Below are 22,664 nucleotides of genomic sequence, written 5' to 3'. Positions count from 1 at the left end.
GGTGGAGGGGAGCGGGCCGTGCCCCCGTGAAGTCCGCACGTCAGCCCCGGGCGTCCGCCTGGAGGAAGAGAGCCCCGAGCCAGACGGTGTCCCGCCGGGTGCCGAAACGGACGTGGATTCGGTCGGCTCCATGGCGCAGCGGACCCCCCAGATCGAAGACGTCGGAGTCGTACCCCAGGGTGTTCTGATGAGCGGGAAGTCGTTCGATCCGACTGGTTCCGAAATCGGTGATGCTGGAGTTCATCACGTCGTTCGCGGAATTGGCGTGATCGGAGAGCGGAACACCCTTCGACGTGCCTGTTTCCACCGCCAGGTAATCGCCCGGAGTTCCCCGGTCACCGTCATAGGCGATCATGCCGAGTTTTCCGCCCGAGCCCTTCGCGAATGACGAGTCGTCGAGAGGCACCCGGAGAGCCGTGTCGCCGGGTCCGAGCGTTTCGAAGCCGTCCCAGATCGTCAGCCGGCGCAGCGGCTCGACGGTGTTCTCGTACGCGACGACCAGCGTCCAGCCACCCCATCCGCCCACCGGGGAACGGCCCATGGCCACGTTGACCTGGGCGACCGTCCACAGTCCCGGCCCGGCCGAGCGGACCAGGTCGGTGACGTCCGCGGACGCCTGGAAGGCGTCCGCGCCGTCCGCCGTGCGATGGCCGACCGTGGTGTCCGCGAGCACGGCCTTGTACGAGCCGCCCGGCTCGGCGACCAGCACCCGGCCGTTGTCCGCGGGCGGCTTCTGCTCGCCGACCCGCAGGTTGCCGCCCCAGTAGAGGCGCGCGTAGGTGACCTCGGCCCCGGCGGGCAGCGGCACCGCGGCGCGGCTGGAGTTGTACGTGTCCGGGTTGTCGTCGACGTCCACGTACCCGATGTCGAAGCCGTCGTTGGCGGTCGCGGGGCCCTTGGCGTCCTTGCCCGCCGCGGCCGAGGAGTTCGCGGCGCGGACGATCCCGCCGTGCTGGACCGCCCGGTACCGCGGGGCGAAGGGGAGTTCGGAGGCTTCCCGAGGCCGGGGTGCCACGGCGGATGCGGCCGGCAGCGCGGCGGACAGGGCCGCGCACGTCAGGGCGCACATCAGGCCGCGGCGTACAGCAAGAACCGCTGAATTCCGCATACAGGTTCTCCGCTTTGATGAGAGAAGCAAGACACCCGTGAAGTTCGGGGCAGAGTGAGGATTCGGCCTCGCGAAAACGATGTCCGCGCGGTCGTACCGGAAGCGACGTTCGGGAACGTTATAACCCCAACGCCGGGCGATACTAAGCATTAGATGCTCGCGAACGCTAACTTCCGTATCCATGAGGCAGGTTCCTCGTTGGGCGTGTTGCGCCTTTCCGTGCCCACTCGCTCCGATGGCCCAGTGCCGACCCAAAGATCGGTTGAACGTCACCCGTTCGGGAGAGCAACCAATGAATTGGGGGCGCGTTGTTGAGGGAGTCGGGCGAATCCGTCCGCACCGACCGTCCGGGTCAACCGTTCCAAGTGGTCTGAAAACAATCGAGGAGTGTTTCTCCATGTCCCGTATCACGAAGGCTGTCGTCCTGACCGTCGGTGTCGCCGCGTCCGTCGCCGGTGCGACCGGTGTCGCCTCCGCCGACTCCCTCGCCGAGGGCGCGGCCGTGAAGTCCCCGGGCGTCCTGTCCGGCAACGTCGTGCAGGTTCCGGTCCACGTGCCGGTCAACCTCTGCGGCAACACCGTCAGCGTCATCGGCGCCCTGAACCCGACCTTCGGCAACACCTGCGTCAACGCCTGATCTCGCACGCCGGATCGCGGTCCTTCCGAGGCCGGCGCGCCACCCCGTCCCCGGGTGTGGCGCGCCGGCCTTCTGCTCGTTCGGACGCACCCTCGTGCGCCGTTCGGTGCAACGGCGTACGCCCCTCGGAGGAGCAGGCCGGGGAGGCGGATTCACTCGAACGGAGGGATGTCGTTCCGTAGTTCTCCCGTTGCGGAGCGCTATCGCCGCAGGCACGGTGAGGGGGAAGTTGTCCGACGCATGCGGAAAAGGAACACATATGCGTCCCCTGGCATCACGCCACATCATTGCCCTGGCGATATCCGCCGCGATCACCCTCGGTACGGCGGGACCCGCCTTCGCCGACACACACCACACGTCCCCCTCGGCCGTCGTCACCGGTCGCGCCGCGCCGGTCACCCCCGCCGCCGTGGCGCCGGCGGACGCCGCACTGCTGGCCGCGATCGGCTCCGGCGGCCTCGTACCGCAGGTCGCGGCGACCCTGACATCGCTGGTCGACTCGGTCGTGGCCACGGTGCTCGGCGGGCTGCCCGCGCCGGCCCTGCCCGGCCTGCCGGCGCTCCCCACGCTCCCGGTGGCCACCCCGGAGCTGCCCGCGAGACCTCCGGTCACGGCTCCTGAGCCGCCGGCCGCGCCCCCGGTGACGCCTCCGCTGCTGCCCGCCACGCCGCCGCTGCCGCTGCCCGTCGGGTAGTCGTCCCGCCCGCGGTCCCGCGCCGCGCCGGTCCCGGTCCCGCCGGGCCGGCGCGGCGCGGCCGTACGTCCGATCGGGACATCACACCGGCTCCCGTCATTCGGGTGCAGTGTCGAGAAATCCCTCCTCCCGGAGTTTCCGGGGAGCACACCTCTCGTTACAGAAAGCGGAACGACGTGTAGGAATCGGCCAAGAGGCTTGTACAGCACGTGACTTGTTCGCTCTGTGACGCAAGATCAGGAAGGACTCCCCATGAAGCCCACGAAGGTTGCCGCGGTCGTCGCCGGTTCGGTCATGGCCCTGGGCGTCGCCGCCCCCGCCATGGCCGCCGAGACGATGGCGACCCCCACCAGCCTCGACGGCGGTCTCGGGGCGCTCACCAGCCACGGGCTGAAGACCGACTCGCTGAGCAGCACCACCGACGGCTCCGTGGTCAAGACCGTGCAGGACACCGCGAACCAGCTGAACGAGACCGGCCAGGCCGCGCCGCTCCTCGGCGGCCTCCCCCTCGGCGGCTGACACCTGCCACGGCAAGCCGTGCTGACGCGGTGTCAACCAGGGCCCCCCGGTTCTCACCTTCGGGGGCCCTTGACGTTGCTGCACTCAGGCGAATCCCCGCGACGTCGCCTCCATGGGCCTCGTTGACCGATCCACAGCTCCACCGCTCCGTCTCCACCTGCTCTGAAGGGCGTACGCAGTAATGAACCTGCGATCTCATGCCGGCTTGGGAATCCTCATGACCGCTCTCGCCTCCGCCGCCATGGCCGCCCCGGCCGTGGCCGCGGACGCACCCGTGGTCGTCCCGCTCCAGGGCCTGGAGCCGGTGATCCCGATGGACGCCCCCACGGTGGCGACCGGTGTCCCGCTGCCGGTGCCGGGCGCACCCACCGGCTTCCAGCAGGGCGCCGGTCTGCCGGACGTCACCCTGCCGCGCCTGCCGGTCGGCAGCACGCTGCCGGAGACCGTCGTGGCCGCCCCGCTGCCCGAGGTCCTCGAAGGCAGTGAGCCGGGGAAGGCGCTGTTCACCACGCCGCGCTCCGAGATGGCCGCGGCCACCCCGGGTGCCACCGTGGGCAACCCCGTCGTCGCGCCCCGCGGCGACCGCCTCGGGCTGCCGGACCTCGCGGTCCCGGAGATCGGCGTTCTGGCCCCCGCGGCGACCGGAGCGCTGGACTCCCGGCTGGGTCTGGCGCAGTCCTGAGAGCCGTCCGGAACGCCCCCCGGCGGTGTGGTCTTTTGTACGACCAATGACCCGGCGGGTGAAGGCACGATTCTTCCCCGCCACTTGAGGGGTCGTTGCTCGTTACACCGGAAGGCTTGTCGCATGGCCGCGGCCCGCAGAATCGAATGCTCGCTCCGCCGTATCCGACGGTGGGCGGACCACGATTCTGCGGGCTTTCCCTTGCGCCTCTTCATCATCCGGCGTAACGGCCGTGACTCGGGCGCGACTGAGGCGTTGAAGGGGAATGACGGCCGTGGTACTCGCGGTCGGCTTTCCACGTCCAAGGAGTTCTTGATGTCTCGCATCGCGAAGGCTGCCGCTGTCCTCGCCGGCACGGGTGCCGTTGCCCTCAGCGGAGCCGGCATGGCCGTCGCCGACTCGGGTGCCCAGGCCGCTGCCGCCCACTCGCCCGGTGTCGCGTCCGGCAACGTCGTGCAGGTTCCGGTCCACGTGCCGATCAACCTCTGCGGCAACACCGTGAACGTGATCGGGCTGCTCAACCCGACGTTCGGCAACAGCTGCGCGAACATCGACCACCACGACGGTGGCTACGGCGGCTGAGTCACCCCGCACCCTCGGAGCGTCCCCCCGGCCACCGGCCGGGGGGACGCTCTCGTCATGCGTAGCGGTACAGCGTGCCGTGGTCGAGCATCGAGGCCGGGGTGATGTTCCACGGCCCCATCGCCTCGTCGCGGGCGGCGACGCGCCGGTACTGCGGATCGCCCAGCTGCGGCGGGTCCGCCGGCAGGTAGCCGGCCCGCGGGTTGCGCGCCTGCCAGCGGGACCAGAGCAGGTCGACGAACGAGTGGTGCAGCCAGAAGACCGGGTCGTTGACCGAGGCGCCGCCCAGCATCAGACCGCCGACCCAGCGGTGCACCCGGTTGTGGATGCGGAAGCGGTCGTTGCCGCGCCCCTGGCCCCAGCCCTCCAGGGCGTTGCGGAATCCCGAGCGGCTCGTGGAGTTCCACGGCGCCACGTCGTACACCGTCTCCCGCATGACCGCGTCCAGTTCGGTGCGGGTGGGCAGGGCGATCGGGCTCTGCGGACGCCCGAAGTCCCGGGTCAGGAACCTGCCTTCGGTCATCCCGTGCGTCACGGTCCAGCGCCCGCCGGAGTAGGCGAACGGTCCGGTCGTCACCTGGAGGTCGCCGCGGCGGCCGTTGCCGCCCAGGAAGTCCTCGCCCCAGAGCGACGCCGCCGGGGTGTTGTCCCGGGTCCAGTCCCAGTACGGCACGGTCACCGTCGGGTCGATCCGGCGCAGCGCCCGCTCGAACTCCAGCAGGAACCGGCGGTGCCAGGGCAGGAAGCTCGGGGCCATGTGCGCCAGGCGGAGCCGGTTGTCGCCGTCGGTGGAGTAGTAGTCGATGTGCGTGCGGACGAAGTCGTCGTACGTTCCCCGGCGCTTGAGTTCCAGGACGGCGGCGACGAACTTCCGCCGCTCGGCGCCGGTCAGATCGCGCTGGTTCTTACGCGTGTAGGTCACGCGGGCTCCCTCCCTGGTGGACGCCGTGGCCGGCGGCGTACCGGGACAGCGGGGCGGAACCCAGCTGGTCCACGGCCGCCCGGGTGGCCGCCAGGGGCGTCGGACAGGACTCGTAGTGGTCGACGGCGCTGAGGTAGCTGCCGTCGGCGCGCCGCATCAGGTGGAGCGGCCGGCCGTCGACCAGGACCTCGACGGGGCCGCTCCGGGGGATCCGGCGCGCCTGGATGCGGCGGCCCCGGTACATCTCGTCGAAGGCGAGGGCCCCGACGGTGCCGCCCCTCGTGCCGGCGTCCCCGGTGCCGGATCCCCCCGCACCGGCCGGGGCGCGCCCGCCGCGCGGTGACGCGGGCGTGCCGGCGATCCGCGCGAGCGCCCCGCCGGTGAAGGCGGCGACGGCCACGGTGAACAGGGCGCGCAGTGCGGTACGGCGCGAGAGGCGCCTGACCGGCTCGTCGGCGATCACGGGTGAACTCCCTGGTGTCTGCGGAATCGGAGAATCGACGGAATCGACGAAGGGCAGCGAATGCCCCCTGGGCCCAACGACTCCGCCGGCGATTCGTTTCCGTGCACACGTGTTCTGGAGGGGGCGCACCGAAATTCTCCTGCTCTGGTGTCGGCCGATCGAGTGAACGCCGCTGCGGACAAGGGGTCGTGGGCCATTAGCATCCGGATTCATGACCACACCCAATGTCGTTTCCCCGGCGCGCAGTGCCTCTCCGTTCGGAACGCTCACCGTCGTTCCGTGGACCACCGGGCCCACCGACGACGCGCCCGTCACCCCTTTCCTGATGGTGTATTCGCTCGGGGACGGCAGTGACGGACCCGCGGCCGGCGAGGAGGCGCTGCGGACGGCCCTGGCGGGCATGGGCCTGCCGCTCGGGGACCGGGTGGTCGACGCCTCGGAGGAGCGGGGGACCGGCGCGCACCTGCTCGTCGAGGCCCGGCGGGCCGTGCTCACGCTGCCCTTCATGAAGGCGCAGTGCCCCGTTCCGGCGGAGTGGGAGGCGGCCGCCCACGACCACGGGTACGTCTACCTGATCCTTCCCGTGCGCCCCTGGCCGGACGCCACGCCCGGCGAGCCCGTCTCGCCGGAGCGGCTGCGGGCCTTCGTCACGGACGACGAGGTCGTGGCCTCCGCGGCGCACATCCAGCTCCCGGTGCGACGACTGCAGGGCTGAGCGGACAGGGGGCGGCGTCATGGCGACGGCGAACGTACGGGAGGCACCGCCCCGGCGGCGGGAACGGGCCCGGGAGAGCGACGGAGGCGTCGGCGCCGGCCGGGGCATGGCCTGGCTGCTGATGGTCACCGGCGCGGCGGGCGTGCTGGCCGGGTGGGTCATCACGATCGACAAGTTCAAGCTGCTGGAGGACCCGAACTTCACGCCGGGCTGCAGCCTGAACCCGGTCGTCTCCTGCGGCAACATCATGAAGAGCGAGCAGGCGGCGGTGTTCGGCTTCCCGAACCCGATGCTCGGCCTCGTCACGTACGCGGTGGTCGTCGCCGTGGGCGCCGGGCTGCTGGCCGGTGCCCGCTACCGGGGCTGGTTCTGGCTGGGGCTGAACGCCGGGATGCTCTTCGGCGTCGGGTTCTGCACCTGGCTGATGTACCAGTCGCTGTACGAGATCAACTCGCTGTGCCTGTGGTGCTGCCTGGCCTGGACGGCCACTCTCGTCATGTTCTGGTACGTGACCTCGCACAACGTCCGCTCCGGTGTGCTGCCCGCCCCGGCCGCGTTGAAGGGGTTCTTCGAGGACTTCACCTTCGCGCTGCCCGTCCTGCACGCCGGGGTGATCGGGATGCTCATCCTGACCCGCTGGTGGGACTTCTGGACCAGCTGACGTGACCCCCTTCACGCGGCCGCGGGCGGCACCGGCCATGGTGCTGCTCGCGGTCGTTCTCGCGCTCGTGGCGGCGCTCCTGGTGCTGGTCCACGACAGGCGGGGCTCGGACACACCGGACGGACCCGCCGTTCAGGGGCCGGTGAACGTTCCGTCCGGCTTCTTCACCGGCTCCGACGAGGCCGGGATACGTCGCCTCGACGAGCTGCAGACCTGGCTCGGCGGTACATCCCTGACCGTGGGGCACACCTACCTGCCGGGCGACCGCTGGTCCAACATCGAGGGCCACCCGGCCCTGTTCGAGCCGTGGGCGCGCTGGAAGGAGGAGCGGCCGGGGCGCTTGTTCGTGCTGAACGTCCCGCTGCTCGACCGCAGCGAGGAGGGCCTGCCGGACGAGGAGGTGCGGGCGGGGCTGGGCCGCGGGGCGGCCGGGGAGTACGACGGGCACTTCCGCGCCCTGGGGGAGCGGCTCGTCGCGCACCGGCTGGGCGACGCGATCCTGGTCCTCGGCTGGGAGATGAACGGCACCACGTACAGCCATCGCTGCGGACCGGACCCGGAGACCTGGCGGACGTACTGGCGGCGGGTCGTGGACGTGCTGCGGGCCGTGCCGGGGCAGCGGTTCCGTTTCGACTTCACGGTGAGCCGCGGGCGGGACGCGGTGGACTGGACGCGGTGCTACCCGGGCGACTCCCACGTCGACATCATCGGGATGGACGCCTACGACCAGCCGGAGGGGCTGAGCTTCGCCGGGCAGGTGTCGGAGGACCTCGGGCTCGCGGACCACGTGCGGTTCGCGGCGGCCCACGGCAAGCCCGTGTCGTATCCGGAGTGGGGGCTCTTCCGCAACGGCGACAACCCGGCGTACGTCCGGGGCATGCTCGACTGGTTCGCCCGGCACCGGCCCGTCTACCAGACGTTCACGGACTACTGCCCGCACGGCGTGTGGGGCTGTCCGGACAATCCGGCGTCGGCCGAGGTGGTCCGGGCCGGACTCTGAGGACGACGTTCCCGGCGCGGGGCCGCGGGGTCCGGCGGGCGGTCAGAGGGACAGGCCGTCCCGGAGGGTGTCGACGGTGCGGTCGAGGAGCGGGACCAGGTCGTCCGCCTGGCCGCGCTCGGCCCAGAAGACGGTCGCCTCGCGCAGCGCGCCCAGGACCGCCGCCGTGAAGACCCGTACCTCCAGGTCGTCGGCGTCGCGGCCGGTGCGCTCGGCGAGGGCGCGGGCGAGCATCTGAGCGGTCTCGGCGGTGGTCTCGGTGAGGCGGGCGCGTACGGCCGGGATCTCCACCATGAGCCGGGCCCGCAGCCGGGTCTCCGCCGGTTCCTCGGCCAGTGCCGTGCGGACCGCGTCGAGGAGGACGGCGCGCAGCGACTCCAGGGGAGGCTCGGCGGCGGGGCGGGCCAGCAGCCGGGCGGCGAGGACGGCGTCCTTCTCGTCGGTGAGGACGATGTCCTCCCGGACCGGGAAGTACCGCACGACCGTCGAGGGCGAGACCTCGGCGGCCGTGGCGATCCGCTCGATCGTCACGGCGTCCCAGCCCTGCTCGGCGGCGAGCCGATAGGTGACCTTCCGGATCTCCGCGCGGGTGCGCAGCTTCTTGCGTTCGCGCAGGTTGAGCCGGGGTGCGGGGGCGGGTTCGGCGACCATGGCCGTCATTCTGGGCCATGATCCGCCGGACGTCGCTACGCGTGCTGGTAGGCCACCAGCGAGATGCCGACGTAGTGCACGATGAAGGCCGCCAGGGTCAGCGAGTGGAAGACCTCGTGGAAGCCGAACCACCGCGGGGACGGGTTGGGCCGCTTGATCCCGTAGATCACGCCGCCCGCGCTGTAGAGCAGTCCGCCGACGACGACGAGGACCAGGACCGCGATGCCGCCGGCCCGCATGAAGTCCGGCAGGAAGAAGACGGCCGCCCAGCCCATCGCGATGTAGCAGGGCGTGTACAGCCAGCGGGGCGCGCCCACCCAGAAGACCCGGAAGGCGATGCCCGCCGTCGCCGCGACCCAGACCGCCCACATCAGGGGCCGCCCGGTGGAGTCCGGCAGGAGCAGCAGCGTGAGCGGGGTGTAGGTGCCCGCGATGATCAGGAAGATGTTCGCGTGGTCGAGCCGGCGGAGGATCGCCTCGCCGCGCGGGCCCCAGGTGCCGCGGTGGTAGAGCGCGCTGATGCCGAAGAGCAGGCAGGCCGTGAGGACGTAGACGCCGCAGGCGAGCCGGGCGCGGGGGGAGTCCGACAGGGCGACCAGGGCGAGCCCGGAGACGACCACGGCGGGGAACATCCCCGCGTGCAGCCAGCCTCTGAGCCGGGGCTTCAGCGGGAAGGACGCGGTCAGCTCGGCTTGCTCTGTCCGGTTCGCTTCCGGCGCGGCTGCAGTCATGAGACCGAATGCTACCTACGGCCCCGTAGGTCCCGGATGAGAGTGGCGATGCTCACGTGTGCGGCCCTCTGGACATATGGGCACTTCCATCGGATGATCAAATGAGTGCGGTCGGCACCGGATGAGCGGACGCGTGGCAAAAGGGTCATCCCCTGAAGCATCCGGGTCGCAGCCCCCAAGGGGCATATATCTAAAAACCCCTCATCAAGGAGCAATCGTGGCGCGCGACAACGCGGCTCCCACCACCGTCCCCACCCAGCACCAGGAGCTCGTCTCCTGGGTCAACGAGATCGCGGCGATCACGCAGCCGGACGACATCGTCTGGTGCGACGGATCCGAGGCCGAGTACGAGCGTCTGTCCGAGGAACTCGTCGCCAAGGGGACCTTCAAGAAGCTCGACCCGGTCAAGCGCCCGAACTCGTACTACGCCGCATCCGACCCCACCGACGTCGCGCGCGTCGAGGACCGGACCTTCATCTGCTCCGAGAAGGAGGAGGACGCCGGGCCGACCAACCACTGGAAGGCCCCGGCCGAGATGAAGGACATCTTCGCCGGTGAGAAGGGCATCTTCCGCGGCTCCATGAAGGGCCGCACGATGTACGTCGTGCCCTTCTGCATGGGCCCGGTCGGCTCGCCGCTCTCCGCGATCGGCGTCGAGATCACCGACTCCGCCTACGTCGCCGTCTCCATGCGCACCATGACCCGCATGGGACAGGCCGTCCTCGACGAGCTCGGCACCGACGGCTTCTTCGTCAAGGCCGTCCACACCCTCGGCGCGCCGCTCGCCGAGGGCGAGGCCGACGTGCCGTGGCCCTGCAACAGCACCAAGTACATCTCGCACTTCCCCGAGACCCGCGAGATCTGGTCCTACGGCTCCGGCTACGGCGGCAACGCCCTGCTCGGCAAGAAGTGCTACGCCCTGCGCATCGCCTCCGTCATGGCGCGTGACGAGGGCTGGCTGGCCGAGCACATGCTGATCCTCAAGCTCACCCCGCCGCAGGGCGAGGCGAAGTACGTCGCGGCCGCCTTCCCGTCCGCCTGCGGCAAGACCAACCTCGCCATGCTGGAGCCCACGATCTCCGGCTGGACCGTCGAGACCATCGGCGACGACATCGCCTGGATGCGCTTCGGCGAGGACGGCCGCCTCTACGCGATCAACCCCGAGGCCGGCTTCTTCGGCGTCGCGCCCGGCACCGGCGAGCACACCAACGCCAACGCCATGAAGACCCTCTGGGGCAACGCCGTCTTCACGAACGTCGCGCTCACCGACGACGGCGACGTGTGGTGGGAGGGCATGACCGAAGAGGCGCCCAAGCACCTCACGGACTGGAAGGGCAACGACTGGACGCCGGAGTCCGACACCCCGGCCGCCCACCCGAACGCCCGCTTCACCGTCCCCGCCGCGCAGTGCCCGATCGCCGCGCCGGAGTGGGAGGACCCGAAGGGCGTGCCGATCTCGGCGATCCTCTTCGGTGGCCGCCGCGCCTCCGCCGTCCCGCTCGTGACCGAGTCCTTCGACTGGAACCACGGCGTCTTCCTCGGTGCGAACGTCGCCTCCGAGAAGACCGCCGCGGCCGAGGGCAAGGTCGGCGAGCTGCGCCGCGACCCCTTCGCCATGCTGCCGTTCTGCGGCTACAACATGGGCGACTACATGGCCCACTGGGTCAAGGTCGGCGCCGAAGCCGACGCGGCCAAGCTCCCGAAGATCTACTACGTGAACTGGTTCCGCAAGAACGACGCGGGCAAGTTCGTGTGGCCGGGCTTCGGCGAGAACAGCCGCGTCCTGAAGTGGATCGTGGAGCGCCTGGAGGGCAAGGCCGAGGGCGTCGAGACCCCGATCGGCATCCTGCCGACCAAGGAGTCCCTCGACACCGAGGGCCTGGACCTGGCGGACGAGGACCTGGAGTTCCTGCTCAAGGTCGACCGCGACGTCTGGCGCGAGGAGGCCGCCCTGGTCCCCGAGCACCTGAACACCTTCGGTGACCACACGCCGAAGGAACTGTGGGACGAGTACCGCGCGCTGGTCGAGCGCCTGGGCTAGATCCCCGCACAGACTCGTGGCGGGTCGCCCCGAACACCGCCCTGACCAGTGGGGTCACGAACGGCTCGTCACGAATACCGGCCCCCGAAGCCCCCTCACGGCTTCGGGGGCCGGTGACGTGTCCGGGGGTGGTTCCGCGAGACGGTCCGGGCGTGCGCGGGGCCGGCCCCGCGGCCCGGAACGGGCCCGCCGGAGCGGTGGGTGGCGCCCGGTCCGCGGGCCTCCGGGGCGCGCGGACCGGGGCCGTCAGGGGGCGGCGACCAGCGGGGTGGAGGCCAGCGCCGCGGCGTGCGCGTCCATGCGCTCGGCGGCGAGGATCGCGGCGGCCGTGTCCGCCCGGGAGGCGGCGACGACCAGGGCGCGGCCCGCCAGCGCGTGCGCGCGGCGGTGCAGGGCCGCGGTGGAGGAGCCGGTCAGACCCGCGTGGCGGGCCGGCGGTGCCCCGCGCAGCCGGGCCACCTGCGCGGCGATGAGGTCACCGGCCTCGGCGTCCCCCAGCTCGTCCGTGACGGCGAGCAGGGCGGCCAGGTGTCCGGCGAGCTGGATGTCCAGCTCCTCCTCGCGGGAGCGGTGCGGGTACGCGTCGGGGGCGTCGTCGGCCATCCGGTGGACCGACTTGGTGCGGATCGGTTCGTACATGGGACGGCCTCCTGAGTAGCTCTGGAGCCATCCTAGCTTGGAATCTGTCTAAAGTTGAGTCGGGTCCGAATGGTGGGCGGTCAGGGCTGCCCGTACCCGTCGAGGAAGCTCCCGATCCGGGTCACCGCGTCCGCCAGGTCCGGAGCGCTGGGCAGTGTGACGATCCGGAAGTGGTCCGGCTCGGGCCAGTTGAAGCCGGTGCCGTGGACCACCATGATCTTCTCGGCCCGCAGCAGGTCGAGCACCATCTGCCGGTCGTCCTTGATCTTGTAGACGCTCGGGTCCAGGCGCGGGAAGAGGTACAGCGCGCCCTTCGGCTTCACGCAGGTCACGCCCGGAATCTGCGTCAGCAGCTCGTACGCCGTGTCCCGCTGCTCCAGCAGGCGCCCGCCGGGCAGGACCAGGTCCTCGATGGACTGCCGGCCCTGGAGGGCCGCCGCCACCGCGTGCTGCGCCGGCATGTTGGCGCACAGCCGCATGTTGGCGAGGATCGTCAGCCCCTCGATGTACGAGGACGCGTGGGCCTTGGGGCCGCAGACCGCGAGCCAGCCGGACCGGAAGCCGGCCACCCGGTAGTTCTTGCTCATGCCGTTGAAGGTGAGGACGAGCAGGTCAGGGGCGATGGCGGCGGTCGGGGTGTGCGTCGTGCCGTCGTAGAGGATCTTGTCGTAGATCTCGTCGGAGCAGACCACCAGGTTGTGGCGCCTGGCGATCTCGGTCAGCGACCGCAGCATCTCGTCGTCGTAGACGGCACCCGTGGGGTTGTTCGGGTTGATGATCACGATCGCCTTGGTGCGGTCGGTGATCTTCCGCTCGATGTCGGCCAGGTCCGGCATCCAGTCCGCCTGCTCGTCGCAGCGGTAGTGCACGGCCGTGCCGCCGGCGAGCGAGACGGAGGCGGTCCACAGCGGGTAGTCCGGCGCCGGGACGAGTACCTCGTCGCCGTCGTCGAGCAGCGCCTGCATCGACATCTGGATCAGCTCGGAGACGCCGTTGCCGAGGTAGATGTCCTCGACGGAGAGCGGGATGCCCTTGGTCTCGTAGTGGCTCATCACCGCGCGCCGGGCCGAGAGCAGGCCCTTCGCGTCCCCGTAGCCGTGGGCTTCGGCGAGGTTGCGCAGGACGTCCTCGAGGATCGCGGGCGGGCACTCGAAACCGAAGGCGGCGGGATTGCCCGTGTTCAGCTTGAGGATGCGATGACCGGCAGCCTCCAGCCGCATCGCCTCTTCGAGCACCGGGCCCCGGATCTCGTAACAGACGTTGGCGAGCTTCGTGGACTGGATCACCTGCATGTCGAGAGCTTACGGCCGGGTGGGGCGGGGCGCCTCGTGTTTTGGGACACGTCGGGCGGTGCGGGCGGGCGTCGGCCCTTTGTCCGGAATGTGACGCGGCTCGCACGGCGGGCTCCCCTCTCCCTAGAATCCGCCCTCATGAGTCAGGACAACGGCGTCGACGGCGCGCGAAGACCCCGGGGCCGTCACGCCTCCACGCGACGGGGGCCGGGCCTGCCGTGGGTGCTCGGCGGCGGGGCCGTCGTGGGCCTCGGCCTTCTCGGCGCCTTCGTCTCCGGCGCCTTCCGCTCCGCGCCCGCCGACGGCGCGGCGATCCCGGACGGGGACCGCGGCGGAGCGCCGGCACTGATCCAGCCGGACGTCTCGGGTACCGGCGACGACGGCTCGGACTCCGGCTCCGCGGACGAGGCGGGCACGGGCACCCCCGGGACGCGGGCCACGGCGAGTTCCTCGGCGCCGGCCTCCACGACGCCGAGCGCCACCGCCTCCGCCCCGGCCGGGTCCGGCACCACCGGCGGGTCCGCGACGGCCACGGCGACGGCCGACTCCGACGGGCGGCCCGGCAAGTCGGGCGTGGCGCCGGGCGCCACGAAGCGGCCGAAGTAGCGGCTCCCGCGCCCCGCACCCCGCCGGACCGGGACACGCACCCCGCCGGACCGGGAGCCGTCCCGCGGCCCCTCGGCTCCGGCCCGCGGGCCGGAGCCAGGATAGGTTGACCCGTCATGTGGGCTTTCAGCGCGACCGGAACCCGATGGCTCGGCGCCGTCGGGTCGCTCGCCGTCGCCGTCGGAGGATGGACGGCCGGGACCCTGCCCGCACGCGGTGGCGCGGGGCTGTGGGAACCGCGCGGGTCCCTGCCCACCGTGGCCGGCGCCGTCCTCGCGTACCTCGGCCTGACCCTGCTGCTCGCCGCCTGGTGGCGGTACGGCCGCCTCCTCGCCGCGGGCGAGGCGCCCGGCACCCGGCGGACCCTGGGCACCCTGGCCGCCTGGACCGCGCCGCTCCTCCTCGCACCACCGCTCCACAGCGCCGACGTGTACAGCTACATCGCCCAGGGTGCGATGGTCCTCGAAGGCCACGACGTCTACGGCGCCGGCCCCTCCGTCCTGGGACCCGGCGACCTCGGCGCCGACGCGGCGGCGAGCGTCGGCGGCCACTGGACCGACACGCCCGCCCCGTACGGCCCGGTCTTCCTGGTCCTCGCCCAGGCCGTGGTGCGGCTGACGGACGGAGCCGTCGTCCCCGCGGTCCTCGGCATGCGACTGCTCGCGCTCGGCGCGGTGGCACTGATCGCGTGGGCCGTGACGGCGGCCGGGCGCGCCGCCGCCGACGGCCGCCCCGCGGAACGCGCCGAAGGGAGCGCCGGCGACCACGGTTCCGGGGCCCTGTGGCTGGCCGTGCTCAACCCGCTGCTCCTGATCCATGTCGTGGGCGGCCTCCACAACGACGGCCTCATGATCGGCCTGATGCTCGGCGGCGTCGTCCTCGCGACGCGCGGCCGCTGGGTGCTCGGCAGCGTGCTCGTCGGACTCGCCATGATGATCAAATCGCCGGCCGCGGTGGCCCTGCTCTTCGTCGGCGCGACGATGGCGCGCGGCCACGGCGCGCGCGGGCTCGTCAAGGGCCTCGTCCTGCCGGGCCTGACGGCGGCCGGGGTGGCCGCCGCGGCGACGCTCGCGGCCGGCACCGGGTTCGGCTGGCTGCGCACCCAGAGCGTCGCCGGGACCATCCACACCGCGCTCTCGGTGACCAGCGACCTGGGTCTCGGTCTCGGCCTGCTCGTCGCGGACGACCCGGAACCGGTCAAGGGCGCGGTGCAGAAGCTGGGTCTGGCCGCCGCCCTGGCCGTCATCGCCGTCCTGGCCCGCCGGGCCTGGCAGGGGCGGACCGACCCGGTCCTCGGGCTCGGGATCTCGCTGCTCGCCCTGGTCGCGCTCTCCCCGATGGTGCAGCCCTGGTACCTGCTGTGGGGCACGGCCGTCGTGGCCGCCGTCGCCTGGCACACCCGCCTGGGACAGTTCCTCGCCGTGCTGTCGGCGGCCCTGACGTACGAGACCCAGCCCTCGGGGCACACGCCCGCCTACGGCTTCGTCCTCGCGGGTGCCGTGCTGGTCCTCGGCCTGCTGTGGACGCGGCGCGAGCCCTGGCCCGCGGCCCCCGGGCCGGAACCCGCGACGCCCGTCCCGACCGGGGTCCCGGAGCGGCGGACCGCGTAGGGGGTGTCCGCCCGGGACGGGACCCGGCCGCGCGCCGCGTCCGGGGAGGACCCGCCGCCGCGGGCGGACCGGGGACCCGTGCCCGTCTTCCGACGGATCAGGCCGTCGGCGTGCGCCGTATCGCGCGCCCGGCGAGCACGTCGGTGCGCCGGCCGTCCTCGACGACGAACCTGCCGTCGACGAGCACGTGCGGAATCCCCACCGGGAGGGTCCGCGGGTCCGCGTAGGTAGAGCCCGCCGCGACGGTCGACGGGTCGAAGAGCACCAGGTCCGCGCGGTGCCCCTCGCGGACCAGACCCCGGTCCGGCAACCGCAGCCGGGCCGCCGGGCGCGAGGTCAGATGGGCCACGCACTCCTCCAGCGACAGCACACCCAGCTCGCGCACGTACCTGCCCAGGTACTGCGGGAAGGTGCCGTACGCCCGCGGGTGCGGCTTGGAACCCTGGAGGATGCCGTCCGAGCCGCCCGTGTGCACCCGGTGCCGCATGATCGCGCGGACGTTCTCCTCGTGGCCGACGTGCTGGAGGATCGACGTGGCCAGCCGGTCGCCGAGCAGCAGCCGGCGTGCCGTCGTCCACGGGGCCTCGCCCAGGGCGTCCGCGGACTCCCGGACCGTCCTGCCCACGTACGACGCGAACCCGGGATCGCCCACGCCGGAGATCTCGATCGTGTCCCACTCGATCGGCACGCCGTGGCAGCCGTCGGAGCCCGTCTCCTCCAGGTGGTGGCGGATCCGCTCCGCCGTCCCGTCGTCCCGCAGCCGCGCCAGCACCGCCTCCGGGCCGCCCTCGTTCGCCCAGCTCGGCAGCATCGCGGCGAGCGTGGTGCAGCCGGGGGTGTACGGGTAGGTGTCGAGGCTGATGTCCGCGCCGCCGTCCAGCGCCCCGTCGAGGAGCGCCAGCAGGTCGGGCGCCCTCCCCTCGTTCACGCCGAAGTTCATCGTGGCGTGGGCCAGGTGGAGCGCGCAGCCGGCGTCGCGGGTGAGGGCGACCATCTCCTCGTACGCCCGGAGCGCCCCGGCCCCGTACGACCGGTGGTGCGGGCAGTAGTAGCCGTCGTACCGGGCCACCACCCGGCACAGTTCGGTCAGTTCGGAGTCCGCCGCGTACATGCCCGGGGTGTAGGTGAGGCCGGACGACATGCCGACGGCGCCCTGCTCCAGGCCCTCCGCGACGAGCCGCCGCATCCGGTCCAGCTCGGCGTCGGTGGCCGGGCGGTCCTCCCAGCCGACCACGTGCATCCGGACCGTGCCCTGCGGGACGAGGTAGGCGGCGTTCACCGCGATGCCCTGTCCGCCGTGGGAGCGGTCGAGCCGGTCCAGGTACTCGCCGACCGTGCGCCAGTCGAAGTCGATGTCGGAGCCGTCGCCGTTCCAGCCCGCGATCGTCCGGCGGACCTCGTCGAGCGTCCGGTCGTCCACCGGCGCGTACGACAGGCCGTCCTGGCCCAGCACTTCGAGGGTCACGCCCTGCGCGGCCTTGGCGCTGTGGTCGGGGTCGCGCAGCAGCGCGAGGTCGCTGTGGGCGTGCATGTCGATGAAGCCGGGGGACAGGGCGAGGCCCTCGGCGTCCACCACCCGCCGGGCGGTGGGGCGCTGGCAGCCGGCCGCCGCGCCCTCCTTGACGATCGCGGCGATCCGGCCGCCCTCGACGGCGACGTCGGCGCGGTAGGACGGGCCTCCGCCGCCGTCGACGACCTCCGCGTCGCGGAAGACGAGATCCATGACGGGCTCCTGTGTCCTAGAAGAAGGTGCGGATGTAGTCGACGACGGTGCCGTCCGCCTCGACCAGCGGGATCAGCTGCCATTTGTCGAACGACGTGCACGGGTGGGACAGGCCCATGCCGAGCCAGTCGCCGACCTCCAGCTCGGCCTCCGGTCCGGTCCGTACCCAGCCGTGCTGGTCCGACAGTCCGGTGACGGTGATGCCGGTGGCGGGGCGCCGGGATCCGTCGCGTCCGGAGCGGACCACCTGGGCCTCGGGCAGGTCCAGGTCGTAGGCCGCGTCCCGCTTGCCCGCGTTGGTGAAGGCCTGCTCGGGCGTGGGCCGGGACACGACCTGGGCCCAGAGCCGGAAGGCGGGCTGGAGCGCCCCCTCCTCGGGGATGCGGTTGAAGGGGGTGAGGTGGCGGTAGTGGCCGTCGTCGTGGGAGACGTACGCGCCGGAGCGCAGCAGCTTGAGGACGGGGAGCGAGAGGGCGGGGATCCCGGCGAAGACGTCGGCGACGGTGTCGAACCAGGCGCTGCCGCCCGCGCTGATCACGATCTCGCCGAGCTCGGGGGCGAAGCGGCCGGCCTTGTCGAAGGAGGCGGCGAGTGCGACGAGCCGGTCCAGCCACGCGCGGACGCGGGCGGCGGTGGCGTCGGGGACCTCGCCCTCGTAGCCGGCGACGCCCGCCAGGCGCAGGGTGCGGGTGGCGGCGACCGCGTCGGCGACGGCGGTGCAGTCGGCCTCCGTACGGGCCCCGGTCCGGGCTCCGTCCCCGGCGCCGAGCTCGACGACGACGTCGACGGGGCGGCGGGCCCCGGCCTCGGTGAGTGCCGCGTCCATGAGCTCGACCCCGCGCACGGAGTCGACGTAGCAGAGGAAGCGGAAGTCCGGGTCGGCGTCGAGTTCGGCGGCGAGCCAGCGCAGCGCGGCGGCGTCGACGAGTTCGTTGGCGAGGAAGATCCGGGCGATGCCGTGCGCCCGGTAGACGCGGGCCTGGTGGGGGACGGCGGCGGTGATGCCCCAGGCGCCGTGGACCAGCTGGCGGGCGAAGAGCTGAGGGGCCATCGAGGTCTTGCCGTGCGGGGCGAACGCGAGTCCGTGGCGCTCGGCGTAGGTCTCCAGGAGGCGGAGGTTGTGCTCCAGGGACTCGGCCGACAGCGCGAGGACGGGCGTGGTGAAGCCGCCGCTGAAGAGGTTGCGGCGCTGGGCGGCCAGCTCGCGGACGGTCAGACCCTCGGCGTCCGGCGGCAGGGCCTTGAAGCGGTGGTCGACGCGCTCGTCGGCGAGCGTCTCGGCGGCGCGGACGGCCCGGGCGACGGCCCGGGCGAGGGACGGATCAGCGGCCGGCGCTCCGGCGGTGTCTGCCGCGGCCTCCCCGCCTGCGTCGTCGGCGGCCGGGTCGGCGGTCTGGTCGGCGGGCACGGGGCCTCCTCCATCAGTGGCGTTTGCCTTGCGTGTTGCATCATGCGCAACAGTCATTGCGCATATCGCTTGATGCTGTCTAACATCCGGGCCGACGGCGGGTCAATGGACCCGCACGACCCACGAGGAGCGCGAGCGTGACCGGAACCCCGCCCGAGGACGCTCCCGTTGACGTCGTCTGCCTCGGCGAGTCCATGGTCACCTTCCTGCCCTCCCGGCCGGGCAGCCTCGCCGACGTCCCGTCCTTCGCCCGCACCATCGGCGGCGCCGAGTCCAACGTGGCCTGCGCCCTCGCGGCCGCCGGACACCGTACGAAATGGGTCGGCCGGGTCGGCCGCGACGGCTTCGGCGACCACCTCGTCGACGCCATCGCCGGCTACGGCGTCGACGTCTCCGCGGTCGGCCGGGACCCGGCGCGGCCGACCGGCGTCTACTTCCGCACCGCGACGGACCGCGCCACCGACGCCCACGAGGTCGTCTACTACCGGGCGGGCTCCGCGGCCTCGGCGATGTCACCGGCGAACGTGCCCTACGACTCCGTCGCCGACGGCCGGATCCTGCACCTCTCCGGCATCACCGCCGCCCTCTCCGCGGACTGCCTCGCCCTGATGCGCACCCTCACCGCGCCCCGCGCCAACCGGCCGCTCGTGTCGTTCGACGTCAACCACCGTCCCGGACTCTGGCGCGACGGGCCGGGCGCCGGAGTCCTCATGGAACTCGCGCGCCGCGCGGACCTCGTCTTCGTCGGCGAGGACGAGGCGGAGGACGCCTGGGGCCTGAGCGGCCCGGCCGCCGTCCGGGCGGCCCTGCCGGAGCCGGCCGTGCTGGTGGTCAAGCGCGGCGGCGCGGGCGCGGTCGTCCTCGAACGCGGCGGCCCGGCGCGGACCGCCCCCTCCCCACGCGTCGCCGCCCCCGCCCCGGTCGTCCCCGACACCGTCACCGACGTCCCCGCCCCCGCCGTCGACATCGTCGCCCCCGTCGGCGCCGGCGACGCCTTCGCGGCCGGATTCCTGTCGGCGACCCTCCGCGGACTCGGCGCCCGGGAACGCGTCCGGCACGGCCACCTCATGGCCGCCGCCGCCCTCACCGCCCCCGGCGACCTCGCCGCCCCGCCCCGCCGCGCACACGCCGACCGCCTCGTCGCCCTCGACGACGACGCCTGGGGGAGACTGCACCTCGGCCCCGGCTGGACGGGGGAGGACCAGGAGGTACGTACGCCATGAGCCAGACCGTCGACCGCGCGCTGAGCATCCTGCCGCTGCTCGCACAGGGCCCCGCCGACCTCGGACAGGTCGCCGACCGGCTCGGCGTCCACAAGTCCACGGCCCTGCGCCTGCTGCGCACCCTGCACGAGCACGGACTCGTCTACCGCCAGCAGGACCAGCGCTACCGCCTCGGCGCCCGCCTCTTCGCCCTCGCCCAGGAGGCCGTCGAGAACCTCGACATCCGCGAGATCGCCCACCCCCACCTCATCGCCCTCGGCGAGCAGATCGGGCACACCATCCACCTCGCGGTCCACGAGGACGGCGAGGTCCTCTACATCGACAAGGTCGAGAGCCGCTACCCGGTCCGGATGTACTCACGCATCGGCAAGCCCGTCGCCATCACCGTCGCCGCCGTCGCCAAACTCCTCCTCGCCGACCTCCCCGAGCCCGAGCGCCGCGCCCTCGCCGCCAAGCTCGACTACCCCATGTACACGCCCCGTTCGATCCCCAACGCCGCCGCCTTCCTCAAGGAACTGGCGACCGTACGCGAACAGGGCTGGGCCACCGACCTCGGTGGCCACGAGGAGTCCATCAACTGCATCGGCGCCCCCGTCCGGGGCGCGGACGGCCGTGTCGTCGCCGCCATGTCGGTCTCGGCGCCCAACGTGGTCGTGACGGCCGAGGAACTCCTCACCCTGCTCCCCCTGGTGCGCCGCACCGCCGAAGCCATCAGCCGGGAGTACTCCGGCCAGCCGCACCCCTCACAAGGAAGCACCTCATGAGCGAGAAGACCGCGATCACCCCCGCCACCCACACCGCCCCGCCCGCGAAGTTCTCGCACGGCGTCAGGAAGGGCAACATCCTCCAGGTCGCCGGCCAGGTCGGCTTCCTGCCCGCCGTCGAGGGCCAGGCCCCCACCCCGGCCGGACCCACCCTGCGCGAGCAGACCCTCCAGACCTTCGCCAACGTCAAGGCGATCCTCGAGGAAGGCGGCGCGAGCTGGGACGACGTGATGATGATGCGCGTCTACCTCACCGACGTCGACCACTTCGCCGAGATGAACGAGATCTACAACGCCTACTTCGAGGAGCAGAGCCTCAAGGCCCCCGCCTCGGCCCGCACCACCGTCTACGTCGGCCTGCCCCAGGGCCTCCTCATCGAGATCGACGCGCTCGCGGTCCTCGACTGACCTGCCGGACTGATCACGCTGTCACCACCCCGACCGCCGCTTCACGGCACGGCGCCCACCCCCGGAGCGCCGTGCCGCGCTCCCCCCTACCCTTCGCGAGGTCCGCCTGCCATGCCCCCGACCGCTCCGCCACCCCACACCGGTGGCCTCCTGCTCCTCATACCCGGCACCGCCGGACTCCTGACCGTCGCCGCCCTCGGCATCGCCCTGCTGCTCCTGCTGATCATCAAGGTCCGGCTGCAGCCCTTCGTCGCCCTGCTCGCCGTCTCCGTCACCGTCGGCCTCGCCGCCGGCCTGTCCGTCACCGAACTCTTCGGCACCGTCCAGAAGTCGGCCGCGACCTCCGTCATCGAGACCGGCATGGGCGGCATCCTCGGACACGTCGCCATCATCATCGGCCTGGGCACCATGCTCGGCGCGATCCTCGAAGTCTCCGGCGGCGCACAGGTGCTGAGCAGCCGTCTGCTGGGGCTCTTCGGCGAGAAGCGCGCCCCGCTCGCCATGGGCCTCACCGGACTCGTCTTCGGCATCCCGGTCTTCTTCGACGTCGGCATCTTCGTCCTCGCGCCGATCGTCTACGCCGCTGCCAAGCGGTCCGGAAAATCGATCCTGCTCTACTGCATGCCGCTCCTCGCGGGTCTCTCCATGACCCACGCCTTCCTGCCGCCCCACCCCGGCCCGGTCGCCGCCGCCGGCCTGTTCCACGTCTCCCTCGGCTGGGTCATCCTCATGGGCCTCGCCGTCGGCATCCCCGCCGTCCTCGCCGCCTGGGGCTACGCCGCCTGGATCGGCAAGCGCCTCTTCGTCGAGGTCCCGCAGGACATGCTGGAGGCCGCCGAGGACGCCCGGGCGCAGGTGGAGTCCGAACGGCAGGGCGCCCCCGAGGCACCGGTCGCCCTGTCCACCGTGCTCCTCATCATCGGCACCCCGCTGATCCTCATCCTGGCCGCGACGTTCTCCTCCATCGCGCTCGACCCCTCGACGACCCGCTCCGTCGTCGAGTTCTTCGGAAGCCCCTTCGTCGCGCTGACCCTCGCGCTGCTCCTCGCCTACTACCTCCTCGGCATCCGGCGCGGCTGGTCCCGCAAGTCCCTGGAGCAGGTGTCCACCTCGTCGCTGAAGCCGGTCGGCAACATCCTGCTCGTCGTCGGCGCCGGCGGCGTGTTCGGCGCGATCCTCAAGGCCAGCGGAGTGGCCCAGGCGCTCTCCGACACCTTCAGCGACGTCGGCCTGCCGGTCATCGTCCTCGCCTACCTGATCTCCCTGGTCCTGCGCGTCGCCCAGGGCTCGGCGACGGTCGCCATCGTCACCACGGCCGGCATCGTCGTCCCGCTGGTCGAGGGCGCCGGCCACTCGCAGGCCTTCCTCGCCCTGGTCATCATGGCGATCTCGGCCGGCTCGATCTTCGCCTCGCACGTCAACGACGGCGGCTTCTGGATCGTGTCGAAGTACTTCGGCATCTCGGAGCGCGACACCCTGAAGTCCTGGACGGTCCTGGAGTCGGTGCTCTCGCTGGCCGGCTTCGCCGTCGCGGCCGCGCTCAGCCTCGCCGTCTGACGGCCCGCGGTCCGGCCGGGCCCGTCCCC

Annotated in this window: 24 protein-coding genes; 15 read left to right on the top strand and 9 right to left on the bottom strand. The window is 72.3% G+C overall.

What is annotated here, in order from left to right; genetic code table 11:
- Positions 1-40: 40 nt before the first annotated feature.
- Positions 41-1,108, bottom strand: coding sequence for a DUF3344 domain-containing protein (locus ACGFZF_RS27940; protein ID WP_393558519.1), 1,068 nt, complete (start codon positions 1,106-1,108; stop codon positions 41-43).
- Between the two features lie 397 nt (positions 1,109-1,505).
- Between ACGFZF_RS27940 and ACGFZF_RS27935 the strand changes: the two genes are divergently transcribed.
- The 5 genes from ACGFZF_RS27935 (at position 1,506) to ACGFZF_RS27915 (ending at position 4,222) form a co-directional block, all read left to right on the top strand.
- On the top strand, positions 1,506-1,745 hold the full coding sequence (locus tag ACGFZF_RS27935; RefSeq protein ID WP_356599242.1) for a chaplin: 240 nt from the start codon (positions 1,506-1,508) through the stop codon (positions 1,743-1,745).
- A 259-nt stretch (positions 1,746-2,004) separates the two neighbouring features.
- Complete coding sequence (locus tag ACGFZF_RS27930; protein ID WP_393558517.1) at positions 2,005-2,439, top strand: hypothetical protein; 435 nt, start codon at positions 2,005-2,007, stop codon at positions 2,437-2,439.
- 252 nt (positions 2,440-2,691) lie between these two features.
- Entirely contained in the window at positions 2,692-2,958 is a 267-nt protein-coding gene (locus tag ACGFZF_RS27925; protein ID WP_393558515.1) for a hypothetical protein, read from the top strand.
- Between the two features lie 217 nt (positions 2,959-3,175).
- Positions 3,176-3,640, top strand: a complete 465-nt coding sequence (locus tag ACGFZF_RS27920) for a hypothetical protein (RefSeq protein ID WP_356599236.1) — start codon at positions 3,176-3,178, stop codon at positions 3,638-3,640.
- Between the two features lie 315 nt (positions 3,641-3,955).
- Complete coding sequence (locus ACGFZF_RS27915; protein WP_393558513.1) at positions 3,956-4,222, top strand: chaplin; 267 nt, start codon at positions 3,956-3,958, stop codon at positions 4,220-4,222.
- Positions 4,223-4,277: 55 nt separating this feature from the next.
- Here the strand turns inward: ACGFZF_RS27915 and ACGFZF_RS27910 are convergent, their stop codons facing one another.
- Positions 4,278-5,144, bottom strand: coding sequence for a tyrosinase family protein (locus ACGFZF_RS27910; protein WP_393558511.1), 867 nt, complete (start codon positions 5,142-5,144; stop codon positions 4,278-4,280).
- Positions 5,128-5,607: a tyrosinase family oxidase copper chaperone gene (locus ACGFZF_RS27905; protein WP_393558509.1), complete on the bottom strand. Its 480-nt coding sequence runs from the start codon at positions 5,605-5,607 to the stop codon at positions 5,128-5,130. Before ACGFZF_RS27905 ends, ACGFZF_RS27910 begins: the two co-directional genes overlap by 17 nt.
- 211 nt (positions 5,608-5,818) lie before the next feature.
- On the opposite strand from ACGFZF_RS27905, the gene ACGFZF_RS27900 reads away from it, so the two are divergent.
- The 3 genes from ACGFZF_RS27900 to ACGFZF_RS27890 all read left to right on the top strand — a co-directional run bounded on the left by ACGFZF_RS27900 (position 5,819) and on the right by ACGFZF_RS27890 (position 7,983).
- Positions 5,819-6,322 (top strand): DUF5949 family protein, encoded by a 504-nt coding sequence (locus tag ACGFZF_RS27900; RefSeq protein ID WP_393558507.1) that lies wholly within the window; start codon positions 5,819-5,821, stop codon positions 6,320-6,322.
- 106 nt (positions 6,323-6,428) lie between these two features.
- Positions 6,429-6,983 carry a vitamin K epoxide reductase family protein gene (locus ACGFZF_RS27895; RefSeq protein ID WP_356599951.1) on the top strand — a complete coding sequence of 185 codons (555 nt, stop codon included), beginning with the start codon at positions 6,429-6,431 and terminating at the stop codon, positions 6,981-6,983.
- Between the two features lies 1 nt (position 6,984).
- Positions 6,985-7,983 (top strand): glycoside hydrolase family 26 protein, encoded by a 999-nt coding sequence (locus ACGFZF_RS27890; protein WP_393558505.1) that lies wholly within the window; start codon positions 6,985-6,987, stop codon positions 7,981-7,983.
- A 42-nt stretch (positions 7,984-8,025) separates the two neighbouring features.
- On the opposite strand, the gene ACGFZF_RS27885 is transcribed toward ACGFZF_RS27890, so the two are convergent.
- Both ACGFZF_RS27885 and ACGFZF_RS27880 read right to left on the bottom strand, forming a co-directional pair.
- A complete protein-coding gene (locus ACGFZF_RS27885) occupies positions 8,026-8,634 on the bottom strand; it encodes a TetR family transcriptional regulator (protein WP_393558503.1) in 609 nt (202 codons plus the stop codon).
- 35 nt (positions 8,635-8,669) lie between these two features.
- Positions 8,670-9,365, bottom strand: coding sequence for a hemolysin III family protein (locus ACGFZF_RS27880; RefSeq protein WP_393558501.1), 696 nt, complete (start codon positions 9,363-9,365; stop codon positions 8,670-8,672).
- Between the two features lie 217 nt (positions 9,366-9,582).
- Between ACGFZF_RS27880 and ACGFZF_RS27875 the strand changes: the two genes are divergently transcribed.
- Positions 9,583-11,406, top strand: coding sequence for a phosphoenolpyruvate carboxykinase (GTP) (locus tag ACGFZF_RS27875; protein WP_393558499.1), 1,824 nt, complete (start codon positions 9,583-9,585; stop codon positions 11,404-11,406).
- Positions 11,407-11,652: 246 nt separating this feature from the next.
- On the opposite strand, the gene ACGFZF_RS27870 is transcribed toward ACGFZF_RS27875, so the two are convergent.
- Both ACGFZF_RS27870 and ACGFZF_RS27865 read right to left on the bottom strand, forming a co-directional pair.
- Positions 11,653-12,045: a hypothetical protein gene (locus ACGFZF_RS27870; RefSeq protein ID WP_393558497.1), complete on the bottom strand. Its 393-nt coding sequence runs from the start codon at positions 12,043-12,045 to the stop codon at positions 11,653-11,655.
- An 80-nt stretch (positions 12,046-12,125) separates the two neighbouring features.
- On the bottom strand, positions 12,126-13,337 hold the full coding sequence (locus tag ACGFZF_RS27865; protein WP_393558495.1) for a pyridoxal phosphate-dependent aminotransferase: 1,212 nt from the start codon (positions 13,335-13,337) through the stop codon (positions 12,126-12,128).
- A gap of 138 nt (positions 13,338-13,475) precedes the next feature.
- Between ACGFZF_RS27865 and ACGFZF_RS27860 the strand changes: the two genes are divergently transcribed.
- On the top strand, positions 13,476-13,943 hold the full coding sequence (locus ACGFZF_RS27860; protein ID WP_393558493.1) for a hypothetical protein: 468 nt from the start codon (positions 13,476-13,478) through the stop codon (positions 13,941-13,943).
- Between the two features lie 116 nt (positions 13,944-14,059).
- The gene (mptB, locus tag ACGFZF_RS27855; protein ID WP_393558491.1) at positions 14,060-15,553 is read left to right on the top strand and encodes a polyprenol phosphomannose-dependent alpha 1,6 mannosyltransferase MptB; all 1,494 of its coding nucleotides are present in this window, start codon (positions 14,060-14,062) and stop codon (positions 15,551-15,553) included.
- A 97-nt stretch (positions 15,554-15,650) separates the two neighbouring features.
- Here mptB and ACGFZF_RS27850 read toward each other — a convergent pair whose 3' ends face one another.
- Together ACGFZF_RS27850 and ACGFZF_RS27845 are read right to left on the bottom strand one after the other, a co-directional pair.
- On the bottom strand, positions 15,651-17,276 hold the full coding sequence (locus ACGFZF_RS27850; protein ID WP_393558489.1) for an amidohydrolase family protein: 1,626 nt from the start codon (positions 17,274-17,276) through the stop codon (positions 15,651-15,653).
- A gap of 16 nt (positions 17,277-17,292) precedes the next feature.
- Positions 17,293-18,684, bottom strand: coding sequence for an amino acid deaminase (locus ACGFZF_RS27845; protein ID WP_393558487.1), 1,392 nt, complete (start codon positions 18,682-18,684; stop codon positions 17,293-17,295).
- 137 nt (positions 18,685-18,821) lie between these two features.
- On the opposite strand from ACGFZF_RS27845, the gene ACGFZF_RS27840 reads away from it, so the two are divergent.
- From ACGFZF_RS27840 to ACGFZF_RS27825, 4 genes are all read left to right on the top strand, one after another.
- On the top strand, positions 18,822-19,907 hold the full coding sequence (locus ACGFZF_RS27840; RefSeq protein WP_393558485.1) for a sugar kinase: 1,086 nt from the start codon (positions 18,822-18,824) through the stop codon (positions 19,905-19,907).
- The gene (locus ACGFZF_RS27835) at positions 19,904-20,671 is read left to right on the top strand and encodes an IclR family transcriptional regulator (protein WP_393558483.1); all 768 of its coding nucleotides are present in this window, start codon (positions 19,904-19,906) and stop codon (positions 20,669-20,671) included. Before ACGFZF_RS27840 ends, ACGFZF_RS27835 begins: the two co-directional genes overlap by 4 nt.
- Positions 20,668-21,078, top strand: coding sequence for a RidA family protein (locus ACGFZF_RS27830; protein WP_393558481.1), 411 nt, complete (start codon positions 20,668-20,670; stop codon positions 21,076-21,078). The genes ACGFZF_RS27835 and ACGFZF_RS27830 overlap by 4 nt, the downstream gene beginning before the upstream one ends.
- 111 nt (positions 21,079-21,189) lie before the next feature.
- A complete protein-coding gene (locus ACGFZF_RS27825) occupies positions 21,190-22,635 on the top strand; it encodes a GntP family permease (protein ID WP_393558479.1) in 1,446 nt (481 codons plus the stop codon).
- The last annotated feature ends 29 nt before the right edge of the window (positions 22,636-22,664 follow it).

The organism is Streptomyces sp. NPDC048338, from assembly GCF_043201055.1.
Taxonomy (GTDB): Bacteria; Actinomycetota; Actinomycetes; order Streptomycetales; family Streptomycetaceae; genus Streptomyces.
The sequence above is the reverse complement of the archived record's forward strand: the minus strand, read 5'-3'. Positions and strand labels throughout refer to the sequence as shown.

What these genes read in the sequence shown, in the direction of transcription:
- ACGFZF_RS27940 (WP_393558519.1), bottom strand. Translation starts at nt 1,108, where the DNA reads ATGCGGAATTCAGCGGTTCTTGCTGTACGCCGCGGCCTGATGTGCGCC.
- ACGFZF_RS27935 (WP_356599242.1), top strand. Translation starts at nt 1,506, where the DNA reads ATGTCCCGTATCACGAAGGCTGTCGTCCTGACCGTCGGTGTCGCCGCG.
- ACGFZF_RS27930 (WP_393558517.1), top strand. Translation starts at nt 2,005, where the DNA reads ATGCGTCCCCTGGCATCACGCCACATCATTGCCCTGGCGATATCCGCC.
- ACGFZF_RS27925 (WP_393558515.1), top strand. Translation starts at nt 2,692, where the DNA reads ATGAAGCCCACGAAGGTTGCCGCGGTCGTCGCCGGTTCGGTCATGGCC.
- ACGFZF_RS27920 (WP_356599236.1), top strand. Translation starts at nt 3,176, where the DNA reads ATGACCGCTCTCGCCTCCGCCGCCATGGCCGCCCCGGCCGTGGCCGCG.
- ACGFZF_RS27915 (WP_393558513.1), top strand. Translation starts at nt 3,956, where the DNA reads ATGTCTCGCATCGCGAAGGCTGCCGCTGTCCTCGCCGGCACGGGTGCC.
- ACGFZF_RS27900 (WP_393558507.1), top strand. Translation starts at nt 5,819, where the DNA reads ATGACCACACCCAATGTCGTTTCCCCGGCGCGCAGTGCCTCTCCGTTC.
- ACGFZF_RS27895 (WP_356599951.1), top strand. Translation starts at nt 6,429, where the DNA reads ATGGCCTGGCTGCTGATGGTCACCGGCGCGGCGGGCGTGCTGGCCGGG.
- ACGFZF_RS27885 (WP_393558503.1), bottom strand. Translation starts at nt 8,634, where the DNA reads ATGGTCGCCGAACCCGCCCCCGCACCCCGGCTCAACCTGCGCGAACGC.
- ACGFZF_RS27880 (WP_393558501.1), bottom strand. Translation starts at nt 9,365, where the DNA reads ATGACTGCAGCCGCGCCGGAAGCGAACCGGACAGAGCAAGCCGAGCTG.
- ACGFZF_RS27870 (WP_393558497.1), bottom strand. Translation starts at nt 12,045, where the DNA reads ATGTACGAACCGATCCGCACCAAGTCGGTCCACCGGATGGCCGACGAC.
- ACGFZF_RS27865 (WP_393558495.1), bottom strand. Translation starts at nt 13,337, where the DNA reads ATGCAGGTGATCCAGTCCACGAAGCTCGCCAACGTCTGTTACGAGATC.
- ACGFZF_RS27860 (WP_393558493.1), top strand. Translation starts at nt 13,476, where the DNA reads ATGAGTCAGGACAACGGCGTCGACGGCGCGCGAAGACCCCGGGGCCGT.
- mptB (WP_393558491.1), top strand. Translation starts at nt 14,060, where the DNA reads ATGTGGGCTTTCAGCGCGACCGGAACCCGATGGCTCGGCGCCGTCGGG.
- ACGFZF_RS27850 (WP_393558489.1), bottom strand. Translation starts at nt 17,276, where the DNA reads ATGGATCTCGTCTTCCGCGACGCGGAGGTCGTCGACGGCGGCGGAGGC.
- ACGFZF_RS27835 (WP_393558483.1), top strand. Translation starts at nt 19,904, where the DNA reads ATGAGCCAGACCGTCGACCGCGCGCTGAGCATCCTGCCGCTGCTCGCA.
- ACGFZF_RS27830 (WP_393558481.1), top strand. Translation starts at nt 20,668, where the DNA reads ATGAGCGAGAAGACCGCGATCACCCCCGCCACCCACACCGCCCCGCCC.
- ACGFZF_RS27825 (WP_393558479.1), top strand. Translation starts at nt 21,190, where the DNA reads ATGCCCCCGACCGCTCCGCCACCCCACACCGGTGGCCTCCTGCTCCTC.